15 protein-coding genes and 2 tRNA genes are annotated in these 18,650 nt (G+C 71.2%); 4 read left to right on the forward strand and 13 right to left on the reverse strand.

Features of this window, described 5'->3' with window-relative positions; translation table 11 throughout:
- Positions 1-115: 115 nt before the first annotated feature.
- The 6 genes from clpX to ACIO5D_RS33465 form a co-directional block, all read right to left on the reverse strand.
- Positions 116-1,405, reverse strand: coding sequence for an ATP-dependent Clp protease ATP-binding subunit ClpX (gene clpX, locus ACIO5D_RS33440; RefSeq protein WP_063347569.1), 1,290 nt, complete (start codon positions 1,403-1,405; stop codon positions 116-118).
- Between the two features lie 281 nt (positions 1,406-1,686).
- Positions 1,687-2,349: an ATP-dependent Clp protease proteolytic subunit gene (locus tag ACIO5D_RS33445; protein WP_363607559.1), complete on the reverse strand. Its 663-nt coding sequence runs from the start codon at positions 2,347-2,349 to the stop codon at positions 1,687-1,689.
- 56 nt (positions 2,350-2,405) lie between these two features.
- Positions 2,406-3,023, reverse strand: coding sequence for an ATP-dependent Clp protease proteolytic subunit (locus tag ACIO5D_RS33450; protein ID WP_305067940.1), 618 nt, complete (start codon positions 3,021-3,023; stop codon positions 2,406-2,408).
- Positions 3,024-3,292: 269 nt separating this feature from the next.
- Entirely contained in the window at positions 3,293-4,705 is a 1,413-nt protein-coding gene (gene tig, locus ACIO5D_RS33455) for a trigger factor (RefSeq protein WP_363607560.1), read from the reverse strand.
- A gap of 255 nt (positions 4,706-4,960) precedes the next feature.
- On the reverse strand, positions 4,961-6,415 hold the full coding sequence (locus tag ACIO5D_RS33460) for an MDR family MFS transporter (protein WP_363607561.1): 1,455 nt from the start codon (positions 6,413-6,415) through the stop codon (positions 4,961-4,963).
- Between the two features lie 109 nt (positions 6,416-6,524).
- A tRNA-Pro gene (locus ACIO5D_RS33465) sits at positions 6,525-6,598 on the reverse strand.
- Between the two features lie 145 nt (positions 6,599-6,743).
- On the opposite strand from ACIO5D_RS33465, the gene ACIO5D_RS33470 reads away from it, so the two are divergent.
- Positions 6,744-6,817, forward strand: a tRNA-Gly gene (locus tag ACIO5D_RS33470).
- Positions 6,818-6,909: 92 nt separating this feature from the next.
- Here ACIO5D_RS33470 and ACIO5D_RS33475 read toward each other — a convergent pair.
- Positions 6,910-7,524 (reverse strand): hypothetical protein, encoded by a 615-nt coding sequence (locus ACIO5D_RS33475; protein ID WP_363607562.1) that lies wholly within the window; start codon positions 7,522-7,524, stop codon positions 6,910-6,912.
- A gap of 186 nt (positions 7,525-7,710) precedes the next feature.
- Between ACIO5D_RS33475 and ACIO5D_RS33480 the strand changes: the two genes are divergently transcribed.
- Positions 7,711-8,508, forward strand: a complete 798-nt coding sequence (locus ACIO5D_RS33480) for a DUF6348 family protein (RefSeq protein WP_400651925.1) — start codon at positions 7,711-7,713, stop codon at positions 8,506-8,508.
- A gap of 50 nt (positions 8,509-8,558) precedes the next feature.
- Here the strand turns inward: ACIO5D_RS33480 and ACIO5D_RS33485 are convergent, their stop codons facing one another.
- From ACIO5D_RS33485 to ACIO5D_RS33500, 4 genes are all read right to left on the reverse strand, one after another.
- On the reverse strand, positions 8,559-8,753 hold the full coding sequence (locus ACIO5D_RS33485; RefSeq protein ID WP_363607564.1) for a hypothetical protein: 195 nt from the start codon (positions 8,751-8,753) through the stop codon (positions 8,559-8,561).
- A gap of 492 nt (positions 8,754-9,245) precedes the next feature.
- On the reverse strand, positions 9,246-10,400 hold the full coding sequence (locus ACIO5D_RS33490) for a PP2C family protein-serine/threonine phosphatase (RefSeq protein WP_363607565.1): 1,155 nt from the start codon (positions 10,398-10,400) through the stop codon (positions 9,246-9,248).
- 460 nt (positions 10,401-10,860) lie between these two features.
- Entirely contained in the window at positions 10,861-11,346 is a 486-nt protein-coding gene (locus tag ACIO5D_RS33495; RefSeq protein ID WP_363607566.1) for a ribose-5-phosphate isomerase, read from the reverse strand.
- A 47-nt stretch (positions 11,347-11,393) separates the two neighbouring features.
- Positions 11,394-11,993, reverse strand: coding sequence for a biotin transporter BioY (locus tag ACIO5D_RS33500; protein ID WP_363607567.1), 600 nt, complete (start codon positions 11,991-11,993; stop codon positions 11,394-11,396).
- A gap of 289 nt (positions 11,994-12,282) precedes the next feature.
- Here ACIO5D_RS33500 and ACIO5D_RS33505 point away from each other — a divergent pair, with 289 nt between their 5' ends.
- Positions 12,283-13,692 (forward strand): amino acid permease, encoded by a 1,410-nt coding sequence (locus ACIO5D_RS33505; RefSeq protein ID WP_400799724.1) that lies wholly within the window; start codon positions 12,283-12,285, stop codon positions 13,690-13,692.
- A gap of 70 nt (positions 13,693-13,762) precedes the next feature.
- Here ACIO5D_RS33505 and ACIO5D_RS33510 read toward each other — a convergent pair whose 3' ends face one another.
- Complete coding sequence (locus ACIO5D_RS33510) at positions 13,763-14,395, reverse strand: DsbA family protein (RefSeq protein WP_363607569.1); 633 nt, start codon at positions 14,393-14,395, stop codon at positions 13,763-13,765.
- Positions 14,396-14,616: 221 nt separating this feature from the next.
- Between ACIO5D_RS33510 and pepN the strand changes: the two genes are divergently transcribed.
- Positions 14,617-17,181, forward strand: coding sequence for an aminopeptidase N (gene pepN, locus ACIO5D_RS33515; RefSeq protein WP_400761730.1), 2,565 nt, complete (start codon positions 14,617-14,619; stop codon positions 17,179-17,181).
- Positions 17,182-17,266: 85 nt separating this feature from the next.
- On the opposite strand, the gene ACIO5D_RS33520 is transcribed toward pepN, so the two are convergent.
- Complete coding sequence (locus ACIO5D_RS33520) at positions 17,267-18,568, reverse strand: glycoside hydrolase family 18 protein (RefSeq protein ID WP_400799726.1); 1,302 nt, start codon at positions 18,566-18,568, stop codon at positions 17,267-17,269.
- Positions 18,569-18,650: the final 82 nt, after the last annotated feature.

The following is an 18,650-nucleotide window of genomic DNA, read 5'->3' on the forward strand; positions in this document are numbered from 1 at the left end:
CGCCGCGCGTCCGGCCGGTCCGCCGCCGGGGACACCGCAGTCGTCGCCAAGTGGCCCTCCCCGCACGGCAAGAGCCCCGCACCGGCCGGTGCGGGGCTCTTCCGTCAGACCCGGGTCAGGCGCTCTTCTCGCGCCGCTCCCGCTTGATCATGTCGCGCGGGACGAGGGTCGGGATGGCGTGCTTGGAGACGACGTCCCCGGTGACCACCACGCGGGCGACGTCCTGGCGCGAGGGGACCTCGTACATCACGGACATCAGCACCTCCTCCATGATGGCCCGCAGCCCGCGCGCGCCGGTGCCGCGCAGGATCGCCTGGTCGGCGATGGCCTCCAGTGCGTCCCGGGAGAACTCCAGCTCCACGCCGTCCAGTTCGAAGAGCTTGCGGTACTGCTTGACCAGCGCGTTCTTCGGCTCGGTGAGGATCTGCAGCAGCGCCTCGCGGTCCAGGTTGTGCACGCTGGTGATCACCGGCAGCCGGCCGATGAACTCCGGGATCATGCCGAACTTGACCAGGTCCTCCGGCATCACCTGACGGAAGTGGTCGCTGGCGTCCGACTCCCGCTTGGAGCGGATGTTGGCGCCGAAGCCGATGCCCTTGGCACCCGCCCGGCCCTCGATGATCCGCTCCAGGCCGGCGAACGCACCGCCCACGATGAACAGCACGTTGGTGGTGTCGATCTGGATGAACTCCTGGTGCGGGTGCTTGCGCCCGCCCTGCGGCGGCACCGAGGCGGTGGTGCCCTCCAGGATCTTCAGCAGCGCCTGCTGCACGCCCTCGCCGGAGACGTCCCGGGTGATCGACGGGTTCTCGCTCTTGCGGGCGACCTTGTCGATCTCGTCGATGTAGATGATCCCGGTCTCGGCCTTCTTGACGTCGTAGTCGGCCGCCTGGATCAGCTTCAGCAGGATGTTCTCGACGTCCTCGCCGACGTACCCGGCCTCGGTCAGCGCGGTGGCGTCGGCGATCGCGAACGGCACGTTCAGCATCCGGGCCAGCGTCTGCGCCAGCAGCGTCTTGCCGGAGCCGGTCGGCCCGAGCAGCAGGATGTTGGACTTCGCCAGCTCGATGGCGTCCTCACGGCCGTTGCCGCCGCTGCGGCCCGCCTCGCCGGCCTGGACACGCTTGTAGTGGTTGTAGACGGCCACCGACAGCGCCTTCTTGGCGAGGTCCTGGCCGACCACGTACTGGTCCAGGAACTCGTAGATCTCGCGCGGCTTCGGAAGCTCCTCGAAACGCACCTCGGAGGTCTCGGCGAGCTCCTCCTCGATGATCTCGTTGCACAGGTCGATGCACTCGTCGCAGATGTACACGCCTGGGCCGGCGATCAGCTTCTTCACCTGCTTCTGCGACTTGCCGCAGAACGAGCACTTGAGCAGGTCGCCACCGTCTCCGATGCGTGCCACGAGGTGCTTCCCCTTCGCCAGGGGCCCCGCGGGGGTTCCGGGGCCTGGTGCTGTGGACCGTCAACGCCGTCGGCGATCGGTCTCGCTATCCGACGGTACTCTGCCGGGCCCCTGATTCCGTCCTCTTCGCCAGGTCTGCCCTACGCCCTGGGCGAATTGATACCGAACAGATGCCGACACCGATGCCGCCGGTGTGCCGGAGGCGGGGCGCGCAACGGCTTGCGCGCCCCGCCCCTGGACCCCTCCCGCCCGATGGCGGGCCAGGAAGGAAGGTGCCGGCCTCAGGAGGTCAGCGAGGACTTGCGGGTGGAGATGATCTGGTCGATCAGACCGTACTCGAGGGCTTCCTCGGCGGTGAGGATCTTGTCGCGCTCGATGTCGTCGCGCACCTGCTCCACCGGCTTCTTGGAGTGCTTGGAGAGCATCTCCTCCAGCTGCTCGCGCATCCGGAAGATCTCCTTGGCCTGGATCTCCAGGTCGGAGACCTGGCCGCGGCCGGTCTCGGTGTACGGCTGGTGGATCAGGATCCGGGCGTTCGGCAGCGCCATCCGCTTGCCGGGGGTGCCGGCCGCGAGCAGCACGGCCGCCGCGGAGGCCGCCTGGCCCATGCAGACGGTGGTGATGTCCGGCTTCACGTACTGCATGGTGTCGTAGATGGCCGTCAGGGCCGTGAACGAACCGCCGGGCGAGTTGATGTACATCTGGATCTCGCGGTCCGGGTCCATCGACTCCAGGCACAGCAGCTGCGCCATGATGTCGTTCGCGGAGACGTCGTCCACCTGCGAGCCGAGGAAGATGATGCGCTCCTCGAACAGCTTCGCGTAGGGGTCGTACTCACGGACGCCCTGCGAGGTGCGCTCGACGAAGCGCGGAACGATGTAGCGGCCCTCGGCACGCATGTCCTCGACGCGCGACTTGGCGCTGGAGAGGCTGGGGATGTTCATGGGGGTTCTTGTCCTCCGGAGCGTTGTGGCTGTGGTCTCGTCGGCCGGGCCGAGGCTCAGGCGCCGGTGCCGCCGCCGCCGGGGACGTCCGCGGCGCTGTGCATGATCGCGTCGATCAGGCCGTACTCCAGGGCCTCCTCGGGCGTGAACCAGCGGTCGCGGTCGGAGTCCGCGGTGATCTGCTCGAAGGACTGGCCGCTGTGGAAGGCGATCAGCTCGGACATCCGCTTCTTGGTGCGGAGCAGCTGCTCGGCCTGGATGCGGATGTCGGTGGCCGAACCGCCGAGGCCGGCGGACGGCTGGTGCATCAGGATGTTGGCGTTCGGCAGCGAGAAGCGCTTGCCCTTGGCGCCGGCGGTCAGCAGGAACTGGCCCATCGAGGCGGCCATGCCCATCGCGATGGTGACGACGTCGTTCTTGATGTACTGCATGGTGTCGTAGATCGCCATGCCGGCCGAGATCGAGCCGCCCGGGGAGTTGATGTAAAGGAAGATGTCCTTGTCCGGGTCCGCGGCCAGCAGCAGCAGCTGGGCGGTGATCTTGTTGGCGATGTCGTCGTCGACCTGCTGGCCGAGGAAGATGATCCGCTCGTTGAGCAGCCGGTTGTAGACCTGGTCCCCCAGGCCGCCGAGCACGTCACCAGAGGCGGCGTGCGGCGCCATCGGGCCAGGCATCTGCATCTGCGGGAACGTCACTTAGCCACCTGCTCAGTCGTTTTGGACGGTCGCTCCACGGCCGTCACGCTGTCGCACAGCTTCCGGGTATCACGTCGTGATTGTTGCTGTCCAAGGACCCTAACGCGCAGGCCGGGCCGCAGAATCCCTCACGCAGAACTGTTCGCTGTGAGCGCAGGGTCCGCGCGGCGCCCCGGGGGAACGCACAGCGGGCCCGGACACCACGTACGGCGTCCGGGCCCGCTGTCACGTCAGGGCGACCGGGGCGATCAGGCCTCGGTCTTCTCCTCGGCCTCGGCCTCGACGGCCGGGGTCTCGGCGGCGGCCTCGACGGTCTCGCCGGACTCGTCGGTCTCCTCGTCGTCCGCGAAGTCGACGACGTTGCCCTCGGTGTCGACGACCTTGGCGGCCTCGACCACGGTGGCGAGCGCCTTGCCGCGGGCGACCTCGCCGACCAGCAGCGGCACCTGGCCACCCTGGACGACCTGCTGCGCGAACTGGTCCGGGGTCAGGCCCGAGCCGGCGGCGCGGCGGATGAGGTGCTCGGTGAGCTCCTCCTGGTTAACACCCAGCTCCTCGTCGGCGACGATCTGGTCCAGGACGAACTGGGTCTTGATGCCCTTCTTCGCCTGCTCCTCGGTCTCCGCCAGGAACTCCTCCTCGGTCTTGCCCTGGGTCTCCAGGTACGAGGCGAGGTCGAGGCCCATCGGCTCCAGCTGGTGGTGCTCGAGGTTGTGCTTGCGGGTCTCGATCTCGTCCTTGAGGAGCTTCTCCGGGAACTCGATCTCGACCAGCGCCAGCAGCGCGTCCAGGACCTTCTCCTGGGCCTGGGTGGCCTGGTCGTACTCCTTCATGCGCTCGAGGCGCTTGCGGGAGTCGGCGCGCAGCTCGTCCAGGGTGTCGAACTCGCTGGCCAGCTGGGCGAACTCGTCGTCCAGCTCCGGCAGCTCCTTCTCCTGGACGGCGGTGACGGTGACGGTGACCTCGGAGGTCTTGCCCGCCTGGGTGCCGCCCTTGAGCTCGGTCTCGAAGGTGGCGGTGCCACCGGCCTCCAGGCCCACGACGGCGTCGTCGATGCCGTCGATCAGGCGGCCCGAGCCGATCTCGTAGCTGACGCCGTTGGCGGTGCCGTCCTCCGGCACCTCACCGTCGACCTTGGCGATCAGGTCGACGACCACGATGTCGCCGGCGGCCGCGGCGCGCTCGACGTCCTTGACCGAGGAGAAGCGCTCGCGCAGCTGCTCCAGCGACTTGTCGATGTCCTCGTCGGTGACGACGATCGGGTCGACCGTCACCTCGATGGTCGAGAAGTCCGGCAGGGTGATCTCCGGACGGATGTCCACCTCGGCGGTGAACTTCAGGTCGCCGCCATCGGCGATCTTCTCGACACCCTCGATGTTGGTGATGTCGGGCTGGCCGAGGACCTCGATCTTGCCCTCGTCGACGGCCTGCGTGTAGAAGCGCGGCAGGGCGTCGTTGACAGCCTCTTCCAGCACGGCACCACGGCCGAAGCGCTGGTCGATGACCCGGTTCGGGATCTTGCCCTTGCGGAAGCCCGGGACCGAGACCTGCTGGTTGATCTTCTTGTACGCCGCGTCGAGGCTGGGCTTGAGCTCCTCGAAGGGCACCTCGACGGTGAGTCGAACCCGGGTCGGGTTCAGAGTCTCGACGGCGCTCTTCACGGTTAGGTCTCCTATGGGCTTGCGGTCAGGTTGCCTCCGCCCTTCCCGGCCGCCGGCCGAGGCCGGTTGATGCGGGTCGGGCGAGACGGGCGATGGGCGGTTGGAGCTGCATCTCCCGTGGGGGGGGTGGACGGTGAGCGTGACTCCTCGCCCTCATGCGGTTGACCTGGGTGGACGCCGCAGGGACTACCGCCAGCGCCCCATCCTACCGGTACCACGAAAGGCGGACGCCAGGTCACCGCCGCCGGCGGCCGCTCAGGCCTTCGCGGCGGGCTCCGCGGCCGGCTCCGAAACCTGGCCCCCGGTACCCCCGGCCGGTACCTGCCGCATGGTGGCGACGGCGTCGGAATCCCTTACCAGCAAGGCGATCACGGCCGCGGCCAGGGCCAGACCGGCGGCGGTCAGGAAGGCGGCGCGGTAGGCGGCGAGGTTCGCCACAGGCGTACCCGAAGCGTTCACGGTGACGGCTCCGACGGCGGTCAGCACGGTGCCGAGCACCGCGACCCCGAGCGCGGAGCCGAGCTGGCGCTGCGCGTTGTAGAGGGTGGAGGCGGCGCCGGTGGAGCGCGGGGTGATGGTGGCGAAGGCGGCGGTCTGCGAGGGCATGAAGACGTGCGCCATCGCGAAGCCGGTCACGAACATCAGCGCGCGCACCGCCCAGAGGTTGCTGTCCGGGCCGATGGCGGCCATCAGGGCGAGACAGCCGGCCACCACGACGGCACCGGCGGCCAGGATCCGGCGCGGGCCGATCCTCGGGTAGAGCCGGCTCGCCACCTGGGAGGCGAGCATCACGCCGAGCGCCTCGGGGAACACCATCAGACCGCTGTGCAGGGCGTCCATGCCGAGCGCGTCCTGCATCAGCAGCGGGAAGAGGTAGAGCATGCCGAGGAAGGCGGCGCCGGAGAACAGCGAGAGCAGGTTGGTGGTGCGGAAGATCCGGTCCCGGAAGAGCCGCAGGTCGAGCATCGGCTCCGGGAGGCGCAGTTCGACCACCACCAGGGCCACCAGCGCGAGCAGGCCGACGAGCGCCGACACCAGGATCCGCGCGCTGGCCCAGCCCTCGGACGCGCCCTCGGAGAGCGCGTACATCGCGGCGCCGAAGCCGACCGCGGAGAGCAGGAACCCGGCCGCGTCGAACCGGCCGGCCCGCTCGGCGCGGTAGTCGGGCAGGAAGAGCAGGCCGAAGACCAGCGCGGCGATGCCGACCGGGACGTTCACGATGAAGACCCAGTGCCAGGACCAGCCGTCCACCAGCCAGCCGCCGAGCACCGGCCCCGCGGCGGGCGCGACGGCGGTCGGCAGCATCAGGATCCTGGTCGCCCGCATCCGCTCCTCCTGCGGGAAGGCGCGGAAGAGCATGGTCATCCCGACCGGGGTGAGCAGGCCGCCGGCCGCGCCCTGGAAGATCCGGTAGAGGGTGAGCGAGGTCATCGAGCCGGCCGCGCCGCAGAGCAGCGAGGCGAGGGTGAACAGGGCGAGCGCGACGAGGAAGACCCGGCGGGTGCCGAAGCGGTCCCCCAGCCAGCCGGAGAGCGGGACGAAGACCGCCAGGCTGACCAGGTAGCCGACGTTGATCACGCCGACCCCGGCCGGGTCGGTGCCGAACTGGCGGCCGATCGCGGGCAGCGCGACGTTGACGATCGTGGTGTCCATGATCGACATGAACAGCGAGGCGACGAAGACGACTCCGACCGCGATCTTGGGACTCATCCTCATCGGGGCTCCAGCATTTGGGTGAAAAATCAACGACCCACGATGCCGGACCGGGCGGGGAAACGACAACAGGGCCCCGCCGACGGCGAGACCCTGCCGCACACTGTCGGGGTGACCGGATTCGAACCGACGGCCTTCCGCTCCCAAAGCGGACGCGCTACCAAACTGCGCCACACCCCGTGGTGCCGAGAGGAAGCGTACACGCCGGGCCCTCCCCGTTCGGCGACATGTCCGAGGCCCTTGGAACGAATGTGGTGTGCGCGCAGCCGACCGGACCAGGTACGCTGTTCCCCGACCTTCCGTCCGGCGACGGCCGGAGGATCATGCGGGCGTAGCTCAATGGTAGAGCCCTAGTCTTCCAAACTAGTCACGCGAGTTCGATTCTCGTCGCCCGCTCCAACTGCCCGGCCCCGGGGAGACGGTCACCGTCTCCCCGGGGCCGTTCGCGTTCCCGAGGGCCCGTCAGGGCCGGCCGGTCGCCGCCCGGGTCTTCAGAGTCCCAGTCGCAGCGCGCGGGCGGCGGCGCGGTCGAGCAGCCGGTGGATGTCGGACTGCCTTGTCGCGGGGCGGTCGTTGAACTCGTCCGGGGAGGCGACCGGACGGCCGGTGGCGTGCAGCACCTCCATCAGCTGGACCCTGGCGATGCGGACGGTGACCGGGGTCCCGTAGCCGTGGGCCAGGACCGCGGCCTGGGCGCCGAGCAGGCAGACCCGGCCGGCGGTGTCCCACATCGCGCCCTGCACCCAGCCGAAGGCGCCGATGTAGCGGGAGGCGAGCCGCAGGTGGTCGGCGGCGGTCACCGGCACCGGGCGGGCCGGGCGGCGAAGCACCCGGTCGAGCAGGGTGGCCCTGGGCAGCGGCCAGCCGGCGTGCCAGGGGCTCAGGGCGGAGCCGAGCGGACAGACGTACGGCGGCGGGGTGCGCGCGGGGGCGGGCAGTGAGGCCAGGTACGCCTCGATCTCGGCGACCAGGCCGGAACCGAGCAGGCCGGGCCCGAGCGGACCGGGTCCGGCCGCAGCGGCTCCGACCGGGCCGAAGCCGTCCGGAGCGGAGCCGTCCGGGGCGGGCGGGAGCAGCGGAGACGGCCTCGGGTCGGTGCGGGGCATGCGGGTTCTCCAGGCGGTGGCCTACGGTTACCGCTACCCAAAATGGTGCATACAGGGCATTCCCGCGACCGGAGGGCCCCGCGTCATGACCCCGCGACAGTTTCCCGGCGGGGCTCCGGGCCGATAGCCTCGGCGGCGTTCGACCGTAGTTCGAGAGCGTTGCGAACCCGAGGTGAAGGAGTTCCGGTGCGTCCCCAGGACCGACTGGCCGTCATACAGCGCTGTGTGGTCCGCGAGATGGCGCGCCTCGGGCAGGAGTTCACCGCCGACGGCGAGGTGGTCCGGGGCCCGGGGACGACCGCGGTGGCCGTCCGGGAGCACCCCGGCGACGAGGGCACCGGCCATGTCGACCTGGGCTTCGTGCTGCACCTGGGCCGCGCCGACGCGCCGGTGGTCTGGGACTGCGCGGCGGGGCTCGGGAAGACCGAGGAGGAGAAGCTCGCCAACGCGGTGCGGATGTGGGCGACCACCACCGCCTCGGTGCTGGTGGAGCTGCGGGACGGGCACGGTGGGCTCGCCGACCACGCCGACCACCCCGAACTGCCCGGCTGGCACGCCGTCCAGGGGCCGGCGGCGGTCTTCGGCTTCGGCAACGAGCGGCTGGCGGGCTGGCTGGCGGAGCACCGGGTGCTGCCCGCGCTGGCGCCCGCGCTGCTGCCGGAGCTGGCCGGCCGGAGGCTGCACGGGGTGAAGCTGTTCCTCGGCGGCAAGTCGGGGGACGACGTCGCCGAGGTCAGGGTGAACGGGGAGGTGTCGGAGGCGGCGTCGGCGGCGCTGCGCGCGCTGGACTGGCCGCGTGGTGAACGGCTCTGCTGGGCCCGGCTGTTCGTCCTGCTGGCGGCCCCGGGCGCTGCGGACCCGGGCCCGGAGACCTCGTCGGCGGGCGCCCTGACGCCCGCCCCGACCCGCCCCGGGACCCCGGCGGCGGCGCGCCCCCGGGGACTGTTCAGCCGCTGGCGGCAGGCCAGACGGGCCGGCCGGTGACGCGCACGGACGGCCCCCTCCCCCACCGGCCCCACCGGGGGCCCGGCCGGTCAGCCGGCGATGTTGGAGATGCTCTTGGCGATCTGGCTCAGGAAGTCCTGGATCGGCTTGGCGGCCGTGCTCTGGTTGAGCATGAAGCCGAAGAGGGCGGCCAGGATGGCGTGCCCGACTTTCAGCTGCTTGTTGCGGATGAAGATCAGGCAGATGACGCCGAACAGGACCAGCGCGGAGACGGAGAGTGCCACCCGGACTCACTTCCTCGTTTCATAGCGGGACGCCATCGGCTGGCAGCCCCTGCGAAGCCGGACCCCGGCCTGTCCGACGGTCCCGAGGCGGAATTGGGGATCGTCCGACACGTCGCGGTCGGAGAGGGAGCCCGCTATGGCCGCACGGTGTCTGTCCTGCCGCACGTGACGCCCCCCATCCCCCGAATCCTGACCAGTCCCGCCCGGACTCAGTGTGGTCGAACGTGCCGATTGCGTAAAGGTCTGACTGTCAGTCGAACGCCGATATCCTGCGATGCGAGACGACTTTCCGCCGACCGAGACGATAGTCGAGTCGTTCTGACGAAACATCGGCGGGGCGCCGCTGAGCGGCCGGAAAACGCCCGGCGGGCCGGAGCGGAACAGGCTGGTCCGCTCTGCTGACGGCGGACCGGAAATGGCTGAAGATCAGCTACCAGGCTTGACAGCGGCTGCCCTTGGCATGTGCCCCGTTCAAGGGCGGCCGAGGAGGCGTCAGTCACGCCAGAGCAGCAGCACCGCGCGGTCGTCGTTGATGTCCCGGGCGACCGTCTCGATCAGCCGGGAGGCCGCGCCGCTGCCGGCGTCGGGACCGCTGCCGGGGACCAGCCGGTCGGCCTCGCCCATCAGCCGGTCCATCCCCTCGGAGAGGTCCCGGCCGGGCGCCTCCACCATGCCGTCGGTGCAGAGCAGCAGCACGTCACCGCGGTTCAGCCGGCCGCGGACGCCCTCGAACTTGGCGCCGTCGTAGATGCCGAGCAACGGGCCCTCGGTGGCCTCCTTGATCTCCCAGCACCCCGCGCCCGCGAGCCGCTGCATGCCCGGCAGGTGCCCGGCCGAGAGCAGCTCGTACTCACCGGTGTCCAGGTCGAGCACCAGGTGGACGGCGGTGGCGAAGCCCTCCTCCCAGGACTGGCGGAGCAGGTAGCCGTTGGCGGCGGGGAGGAAGTCGTGCGCGGGCAGCGAACCGACCAGGCCGCCGAAGGCGCCGGAGAGCAGCAGCGCCCGGGAGCCGGCGTCCATGCCCTTGCCGGAGACGTCCGCGAGGACCACCTCCAGCACCCGCTGGCCGGGGCCGGTCCGGGCGGCGACCACGAAGTCCCCGGAGAAGGACTGCCCGCCGGCCGGGCGCAGCGCCATGTCGGCGTGCCAGCCCGCGGGCAGCTCGGGGACGCGGCTCTGCACCCGCAGCCGCTCGCGCAGGTCGAAGAGCATGGTCGAGCCGCCCCACCAGGGCACGCCGACCCGGCTGCGGAACTGGGCCAGCAGCAGACCGCCGACCCCGGCCGCACCGACCACCAGGGCGGCGCCGGGGGTGACGCCGTAGGTGTAGGCGTCCGGGTTCTCGCTGGCGACCCGCTGGCCGGTGTGGATGACGGACTCGGCGGAGAGGCCGAGCGCGGCCAGCGCGTACAGCACCACCAGGGAGCCGGGGCGAAGCAGCAGGGCGGCGGCCAGGATGGGCAGCACCAGGGAGGTGGGCGGGGCCCAGGCGGGGATCCAGATGTTGAGCAGGATCAGCAGCGGGACCAGCAGGGACAGTGCGCAGAGCACGGGCCAGTCGGCGGCGCCGCCGCGGAAGTAGTCGACACCGGCGGTGCGCAGCCTTCGGCGGACCCGGCGGAGCCTCTTGCGCAACCGGGCCGTCACGGGGTCCGACACCACAGCGGCGCCGGGCCTCGTCGCAGTCGTCTGGGGCGGTGCGCCCGGCGGTCTGCCAGCCATGGGGCCCGACCCTATCCAGCGGTACGGGTCGGCGTCGACGGCTCGCGCACGGGCGGCAGCGGCGTGGCGCGGGCGCGTCAGCGGGTTTCGGCCGATTGCGGCGGTCGCAGCCGCTGCGTCAGGAAGCATGCGCCGGTTGGGCGTACGAACCACACGGACGGCGCCTGCGCCCCGCGCGCACCATTGTTTGCGCGCCGGCCAGGCGGAGTGGGCGCCGTGGGCGCTGTGGCCGATGACACAGCCGGTGACACAGCCGTCGGCGGGGCCGGTGACGGCGGCGGTGACAGCGTCGGTGACTCCGCCGCCGGCGCTCGCTCCACCGCACGCACGACGGCCGGCCGCGGTGGGGACACGCGGCCGGCCGTCAAGGAGTCGGGAGGGGTGATCAGCCCTGCGGGTGATGGGCCGGGATGGGCGGGAGCTCGCCGGTGGTCTCGTAGTCGCTCAGCATCTCGATCCGGCGGGTGTGCCGCTCGTCGCCGCTGTACGGGGTGTTGAGGAAGACCTCGACGAACTTGGTCGCCTCCTCCCGGGTGTGCATCCGGCCGCCGATGGAGACCACGTTGGCGTTGTTGTGCTCGCGGCCGAGCGCGGCGGTCTGCTCGCTCCAGGCCAGCGCCGCCCGCACGCCCTTGACCTTGTTGGCGGCGATCGCCTCGCCGTTGCCCGAGCCACCGATCACGATGCCCAGCGCCTGCGGGTCGGCGGCGGTGCGCTCGGCGGCCCGCAGGCAGAACGGCGGGTAGTCGTCGGCGGCGTCGTAGATGTGCGGCCCGCAGTCGACGGGCTCGTGGCCGGCCTCCTTCAGCCACTCCACGAGGTGGTTCTTCAGTTCGTATCCGGCATGGTCGGAGCCCAGGTACACGCGCATGCCCATGAGTGTGGCATGCGCGCGCGCCCGGGCCGCGCAGGGGGCGCTCAGCGGCGGCCGAGAAGCTTCCAGGCGAGCGGCAGGGCCCCGGCCGCGAAGGCGGCCTTCAGGGCGTCGCCGACCAGGTACGGGTAGAGGCCCAGCTCGGCGGCCCGGGCCAGCGGGACGTCCAGCGAGAAGGCCAGGTACGGCACGCCGACGGCGTAGATGGCGAGGCTGCCGAGGACCATGGTGGCGGCGGTGTTCAGCGGGGTGCGGTCGGCGCCGCGGCGGGCCAGCGCGCCGGTGAGGCCGGCCGCGAGGACGAAGCCGAGCACATAGCCGAGCGAGGGCATCGCCCAGCCGGAGGTGCCCTCGGCGAACCAGGGCAGGCCCGCCAGGCCGGCGAGCAGGTAGAGGCCGAGCGAGGCGATGCCCCGGCGGGCCCCCAGCGCGGTGCCGACCAGCAGCGCGGCGAAGGTCTGGCCGGTGACGGGCACCGGCGAGCCGGGGATGTTCACCGAGAGCTGGGCGGCCACACCGGTCAGGGCGGCGCCGCCGGCCACCAGGGCCAGGTCGCGGACCTGGGCGCCCAGCCGGGTGCTCGCGGCGGGCAGCAGGTCGGCCAGAACGGCGCGGCTCGGTATCGGGGTGCTGGCAGTGGCCATCGGGGTTCCTCCGCACGGTGGGGACGGGTCGGCGATCGGATGATCAGGTGAGTGAACATCTGTGAACCTACGCGCTGATCCACTTCGTCACCGTCGGGGAACCTGACAAACCGCCGCGGGCGGACGTTGTCGGGTCCGGCCGAGACGACGCAATGTGACCTCCTGTGCCGCTTACCGTCACCGGCCGGTCCGCATCGTGGTCCGGAATGGGGCATTCTTGGCATGGACAGCCGTGTCACCGGATATTGGGCAAATCGCACCGCATTCCGAACAGTCTGGATCCACCCTCATGGCCCGTACCACCGCGCCGTCGACGCCGGGGACGACCTCCACCGCTTCCCCGGCCGGCGGCCAGCAGCTCTCCCACGGCCTCAAGCAGCGTCACCTCTCGATGATCGCGCTGGGCGGGGTGATCGGCGCCGGCCTCTTCGTCGGCTCCGGGGCGGGCATCGCGGCGGCCGGGCCCGCCATCATCCTGGCGTTCACCTTCTCCGGCCTGCTGGTCATGCTGATCATGCGGATGCTCGGCGAGATGTCGGCCGCGCGCCCGGCCTCCGGCTCCTTCTCCGTGCACGCCGAGAAGGAGCTCGGTCCCTGGGCCGGGATCACCGCCGGCTGGATGTACTGGGTGATGCTCTGCTGCGGCGTCGCCGCCGAGGCCACCGCCGCCGGGCGGATCGTCAACGGCTGGGTCCCCGGCGTCTCGTCCTGGGTCTGGGTCGCCCTGTTCATGGTCTTCTTCTGCGCCAGCAACCTCACCGCGGTGAAGAACTTCGGCGAGTTCGAGTTCTGGTTCGCCGCCATCAAGGTCGCCGCGATCATCGCCTTCCTGGTGCTCGGCGCGCTCGGCGTCACCGGCGTGCTCGGCCCTGGCGCGCCCGGCACCCACAACCTCACCGGCCAGGGCGGCTTCCTGCCCACCGGCGTCAGCGGGCTGATCGTCGGCCTGCTCGCCTCGGTGTTCGCCTACGGCGGTCTGGAGACCGTCACCATCGCCGCCGCCGAGTCCGACGACCCCAAGAAGAACGTCGCCAACGCGGTGCGCACGGCGGTCTGGCGCATCGCGATCTTCTACATCGGCTCGATGGCCCTGGTCGTCACCCTGGTCTCCTGGAAGGACCCGGCGGTCGTGCAGAACGGCCCCTACGTGACGGTCCTGCGCCACCTGGGCGTGCCCGGTGCCGGGACGATCATGGAGGCCGTGGTGCTGATCGCCCTGCTCTCCGCGATGAACGCCAACATCTACGGCGCCTCCCGGATGGCGTACTCGCTGGTCGGCCGCGGCCAGGGGCCCAAGGCGCTGGCGAAGGTCGGCGGCGGGGTGCCCCGGCGGGCCGTGCTGGCCTCCTGCCTGTTCGGCTTCGCCGCGGTCCTGGCCGCCAAGTTCTGGCCGGACACCGTCTTCACCTGGCTGATGAACACCACCGGCGTCGCCATCCTGGTGGTCTGGCTGTTCATCTGCGTCGTCCAGCTGCGGATGCGCCGCCGGCTGGAGCGCGAGGCACCCGAGCTGCTCAGCGTCAGGATGTGGGGCTACCCGTACCTGACCTGGATCGCGATGGCCGCCGTGGTCGGCATCCTCGGGCTGATGACCACCACCGAGGGCAACCGGCAACAGCTGTACGCGGCCGGTGTGCTGGTCGCCGTACTGTCCGCGGCGGGCCTGCTCAAGCAGCGCCGGGACGCCCGGGCGCACTGAGAACGGCACAGCACGAGGGCCCGGTACCGCTCGCGTCGGTACCGGGCCCTCGTGGTGTGCGCTGCCGGGGCTACTCGAAGGACGGGCCCGCCGTGCGGGTGCGCTTGATCTCGTAGAAGCCGGGGGTGGAGGCGACCAGCAGGGTGCCGTCCCACAGCCGGGCGGCGGCCTCGCCGCGCGGGGCCGGGGTGACCACCGGGCCGAAGAAGGCGACCCGCTCGCCGTCCACGCCCTCGACCGCGATCACCGGGGTGCCGACGTCCTCGCCGACCAGGGTGATGCCCTCCTGGTGCGAGGCGCGCAGGGCCTCGTCGTACGCGTCGGTGTCGGCCGCGTCGGCCAGCTCGGCCGGCAGGCCGGCCGCGACCAGGGCGGCCTCGACGGTCTCGCGGTTCTGCGGCAGGGCCTGGTTGTGGAAGCGGGTGCCCAGCTCGGTGTAGAGCCGCCCGAGCACCTCCTCCCCGTGCTTCTGGGCGGCGGCGACGCAGACCCGGACCGCGCCCCAGGCGTTGTCCAGCAGGTCGCGGTACTCCTGCGGAAGATCACGGTGCTCGTTCAGCACGGACAGGCTCATCACGTGCCAGTTCACGTCCACCGGGCGGAGCTGCTGGACCTCGATCAGCCAGCGGGACGTCATCCAGGCCCACGGGCAGGCCGGGTCGAACCAGAAGTCGGCGGTCTTGCGCTCAGCGGCAGTCGTCACGGCTGTCGTCCTTCGTGAGTGGTGAGGCGGGCCCCGCACGGGGTCTTCCCCGGACCCAACGCCCGCCCCGCACCGCTGATTCCGGGACGACGGAGTCGGCCTGTGCAATGGTACCGGCGTGGCGAGCCGTGAAAGGATGCCATCGGTGCGTACGACACCGCACCCAGACCGCATCACCCGATGAACGCACCACCATGCGAGCCGGACAAAGGAGTACCGCCGTGCCGGGTAAGAACCTGAGCCGCGACGAAGCCCAGCAGCGGGCCAGCATCCTGGCCGTGGACGGCTACCAGGTCCGGCTGGACGTGACCTCCGCCCCCGACCCGGCGGCCGCCACCTTCCGCTCCACCACCACGATCGCCTTCCGCTGCACCGAGCCGGGCGCCTCGACCTTCCTCGACCTGCTCGCCCCCACCGTGCGCTCGGTCGTCCTCAACGGCCGCGCGCTCGACCCGGCCACCGCCTTCGACGGCGCCCGGGTGCACGTCGACGGCCTGGCCGCGGAGAACGTCCTCGTCGTGGACGCCGACTGCGCGTACAGCCGCACCGGCGAGGGCCTGCACCGCTTCACCGACCCGGTGGACGGCGAGACCTACCTCTACACCCACTACGAGCCGGCCGACGCCCGCCGGGTCTTCGCCGACTTCGAACAGCCCGACCTGAAGGCGCCGTTCACCTTCACCGTCGCCGCGCCGGCCGCCTGGGACGTCCGGTCCAACGCCGTCCACGAGCGCGTGACCGACGAAGGCGCCGCCCGCGTCTGGGAGTTCGCCCCCACCCAGCCGATCTCCACCTATCTGACCGCCGTCGTCGCCGGCCCGTACCACGTCGCCCGCGACCACTACAGCCGCGTGCTGCCCGACGGCACCACCCTGGAGATCCCGCTCTCCGCGCTGTGCCGCAAGTCGCTCGCGCCCTACTTCGACGCGGACGAGATCCTCGGCGTCACCAAGCTCGGACTCGACTTCTTCCACGAGGAGTTCGACTACCCGTACCCCTTCGGCAAGTACGACCAGGCCTTCGTGCCCGAGTACAACATCGGCGCGATGGAGAACCCGGGCTGCGTGACCTTCCGCGAGGAGTTCATCTTCCGTTCGAGGGTCACCGACGCCGCCTACGAGAGCCGGGCCAACGTCATCCTGCACGAGATGGCCCACATGTGGTTCGGCGACCTGGTCACCATGCGCTGGTGGGACGACCTGTGGCTGAAGGAGTCGTTCGCCGACTTCATGGGCTCCTACGCGCTGATCGGCGCCCGCACCCGCTACTCCGGCGCCTGGGTCACCTTCGCCAACCAGCGCAAGGCCTGGGCCTACCGGCAGGACCAGTTCCCGACCACCCACCCGATCACCGCGGACATCCGCGACCTCGAGGACGCCAAGCTCAACTTCGACGGCATCACCTACGCCAAGGGCGCCTCGGTGCTCAAGCAACTGGTGGCGTACGCCGGTTCGGAGGCCTTCTTCGAGGGCGCCCGCCGCTACTTCAAGCGGCACGCCTTCGGCAACACCGAACTCACCGACCTGCTGGACATCCTGGAGGAGACCAGCGGCCGCGACCTCAAGTCCTGGGCCGCCACCTGGCTGCAGACCGCCGGTGTCAACTCGCTCACCCCGCAGGTCACGGTGGACTCCGAGGGCCGGATCACCGAACTCGCCCTCCTCCAGGACGGCGAGACCCTGCGCCCGCACCGGATCGCGGTCGGCCTCTACGACCGGGACGCCGACGGCACGCTGGTGCGCACCGAGCGGATCGAGCTGGACGTCACCGGCGCCCGCACCGTGGTCGCCGAGGCCGTCGGCCGCGCCCGGCCCGCGCTGGTGCTGCTCAACGACGACGACCTGACGTACTGCAAGATCCGTTTCGACGCCGAGTCGTTGGAGACGCTGCGCACCGGTCTCGGCGACATCCGGAGCGACCTGGCCCGGGCGCTCGCCTGGTCCGCGGTGTGGAACCTGACCCGCGACAGCCTGATGCCGGCCCACGACTACGTCGCCCTGGTGCTGCGCTTCGCCGGGCAGGAGTCCAACATCGGCGTGCTGCAGTCACTGCACCAGCAGGCCAGGAGCGCCGTCGACCTGTACGCCGACCCGGCCTGGCGCGGCGAGGGCGGCCGGCTGCTGGCCGACGGCGCGCTGCGCGAGCTGCGCGCCGCCGCCCCCGGCAGCGACCACCAGCTGGCCTGGGCCCGCTTCCTGGCGCAGACCGCCAGTGGTTCCGAGCACCTCGGCCTGGTGCGCGGTCTGCTGGCCGGCACCGCCCGGATCGACGGCCTGGACGTGGACCAGGAGCTGCGCTGGTCGCTCTGGCTGGCACTGGCGGTGGCCGGCCAGGCCACCGACGAGGAGCTGGCCGAGGAGCTGAAGGCCGACCACACCGCCAGTGGGAAGCGGCAGTACACCGAGTGCCTGGCCGCCCGGCCGACCGCCGAGGCCAAGGCCGCCGCCTGGTCGGCCGTGATCGACTCGGACGAACTGCCCAACGCCCTGGTCGAGGCGAACATCGCGGGCTTCGCGGTGCCCGCCCACCGCGACCTCACCGCGCTGTACGCGGCGCCGTACTTCAAGCTGCTGGAGCGGGTCTGGGCCGAGCGCACGATCGAGATCGCGATGCGGATCGTCGGCGGCTTCTTCCCCCGCGCGCAGACCAGCGAGCAGACCCTGGCCGAGGTGGACGGCTGGCTCGACGGCCACCCGGGCGCCGCGCCCGCGCTGCGCCGGCTGGTGCTGGAGTGCCGTGACGACCTGGCCCGGGCGCTCTCCGCGCAGGCCTGCGACCGCGGCTGAGCCCGGCCGTCCGAAGGGAGGACCCCGCCGCGAACGTTCGCGGCGGGGTCCTCGGTTTGCGGGGCCTGTCAGCCTGCGGCGGGCCTCAGTTGCCGCGCAGACCGCGGTCCAGGGCGGCGATCCCGCTGCCCTGGGCGTCGTCGCCGTCCAGCGACCAGACCATCACACCGGCCAGGTCGTTCCAACGGGCGTAGCGGGCCTTCTCGGTGAGCACCTCGGCGTTGTCGTAGCTGTAGAAGGTGCTGCCGTCGTACTTCCAGGACGCGCCGTGGTCGCGGTCGACGTAGACCTTGCCGGGCAGCGCGTTGATCTCCTTGTAGGACAGGTCGGGGGCGGCGCTGCTGGCCGGCTGGTGCAGGCCGTTGCGGTTGCCGGCCGGGACGTTCGTCCAGCCGTGGCCGTAGAGCGGCGTGCCGAGCACGGTCTGCTGGGACGGCAGGCCGAGCTGGGCGTAGTGGTCGACGGCCTTGTCCGCGCTGCGCTGGCGCGGCTCGGGGTCGTGCGGGTCGGAGTAGAGGTTGGCCTGGTGGTTGGTCGGGCCCTTGCCCTCCCACGGGCCGTGCAGGTCGTAGGTCATCAGGTTGAGCCAGTCGATCGACCGGGCCAGCTCCGGCAGCTCCAGCCGGTCCGCGACGGTCTCGTTGGCGGCCACGGCGGCGGTCAGCAGGTAGTGCGGGCCCTTCTTGCCGCTGAGCGCGTCCAGCTGGCGGCGGAACTCCTGCACCAGCAGGGTGAAGTTGCGGCCGTCCTCGGGCCGGACGATGTTGCCCTCGTCACCGCCGCCGCCCGGGTACTCCCAGTCGAGGTCGATGCCGTCGAAGACGCCCGCGGCCACACCCGTGCCGCCCTCCGCGGTACCGAGGCGGGGCAGGTTGCCCTTGAGGTAGAGGTCGACGCAGGAGGAGACGAACTTCTTGCGGGAGGCGTCCGTGGCGGCCGCGTCCGAGAAGTACTTGGACCAGCTCCAGCCGCCGAGCGAGATCACCGTCTTCAGCTGCGGGTTCTTGGCCTTGAGCTTGCGCAGCTGGTTGAAGTGGCCCTTGAGCTGCTGGTCGGCGGTGTCGGCCACGCCGTCCACCGACTCCGCGGCGCTGAACGGGCGCTGGTAGTCGTTCAGGGCGTCGCCCTGGCCCGCGTCGTTGGTCTCGAAGCAGGTGCCGTCGGCGGAGACGTTGCCGAAGGCGTAGTTGATGACGGTGATCTTCCCGGCCTGGCCGGACTCCTGCACCCGCTTGGCGGAGCTGTCGGCGCCCCACTGGGTGAAGTAGCCGACCCGCTGCCCCTTGAGCTTCGGGCCGTTGTCACGGTCCTGGGCCTGGGCCGTGGGGGCGGCGATCGTGGCGGCCACCGTGGCGGCGGCGATGAGGGCAGCGGTACGACTGAGCATGCGCATACGAGAAGACCTGCGGCTTTCTCTGATTCAGCATCAAATGGTCTGGACCAAGCTGACACAGAGGTTTAGTCCATTT

This window comes from Kitasatospora sp. NPDC087315 (genome assembly GCF_044744345.1).
Classification (GTDB): domain Bacteria; phylum Actinomycetota; class Actinomycetes; order Streptomycetales; family Streptomycetaceae; genus Kitasatospora.

What these genes read in the sequence shown, in the direction of transcription:
- ACIO5D_RS33505 (WP_400799724.1), top strand. Translation starts at nt 12,283, where the DNA reads ATGGCCCGTACCACCGCGCCGTCGACGCCGGGGACGACCTCCACCGCT.
- ACIO5D_RS33475 (WP_363607562.1), bottom strand. Translation starts at nt 7,524, where the DNA reads ATGCCCCGCACCGACCCGAGGCCGTCTCCGCTGCTCCCGCCCGCCCCG.
- ACIO5D_RS33445 (WP_363607559.1), bottom strand. Translation starts at nt 2,349, where the DNA reads ATGAACATCCCCAGCCTCTCCAGCGCCAAGTCGCGCGTCGAGGACATG.
- ACIO5D_RS33460 (WP_363607561.1), bottom strand. Translation starts at nt 6,415, where the DNA reads ATGAGTCCCAAGATCGCGGTCGGAGTCGTCTTCGTCGCCTCGCTGTTC.
- ACIO5D_RS33495 (WP_363607566.1), bottom strand. Translation starts at nt 11,346, where the DNA reads ATGCGCGTGTACCTGGGCTCCGACCATGCCGGATACGAACTGAAGAAC.
- ACIO5D_RS33450 (WP_305067940.1), bottom strand. Translation starts at nt 3,023, where the DNA reads ATGCCTGGCCCGATGGCGCCGCACGCCGCCTCTGGTGACGTGCTCGGC.
- ACIO5D_RS33500 (WP_363607567.1), bottom strand. Translation starts at nt 11,993, where the DNA reads ATGGCCACTGCCAGCACCCCGATACCGAGCCGCGCCGTTCTGGCCGAC.
- ACIO5D_RS33520 (WP_400799726.1), bottom strand. Translation starts at nt 18,568, where the DNA reads ATGCTCAGTCGTACCGCTGCCCTCATCGCCGCCGCCACGGTGGCCGCC.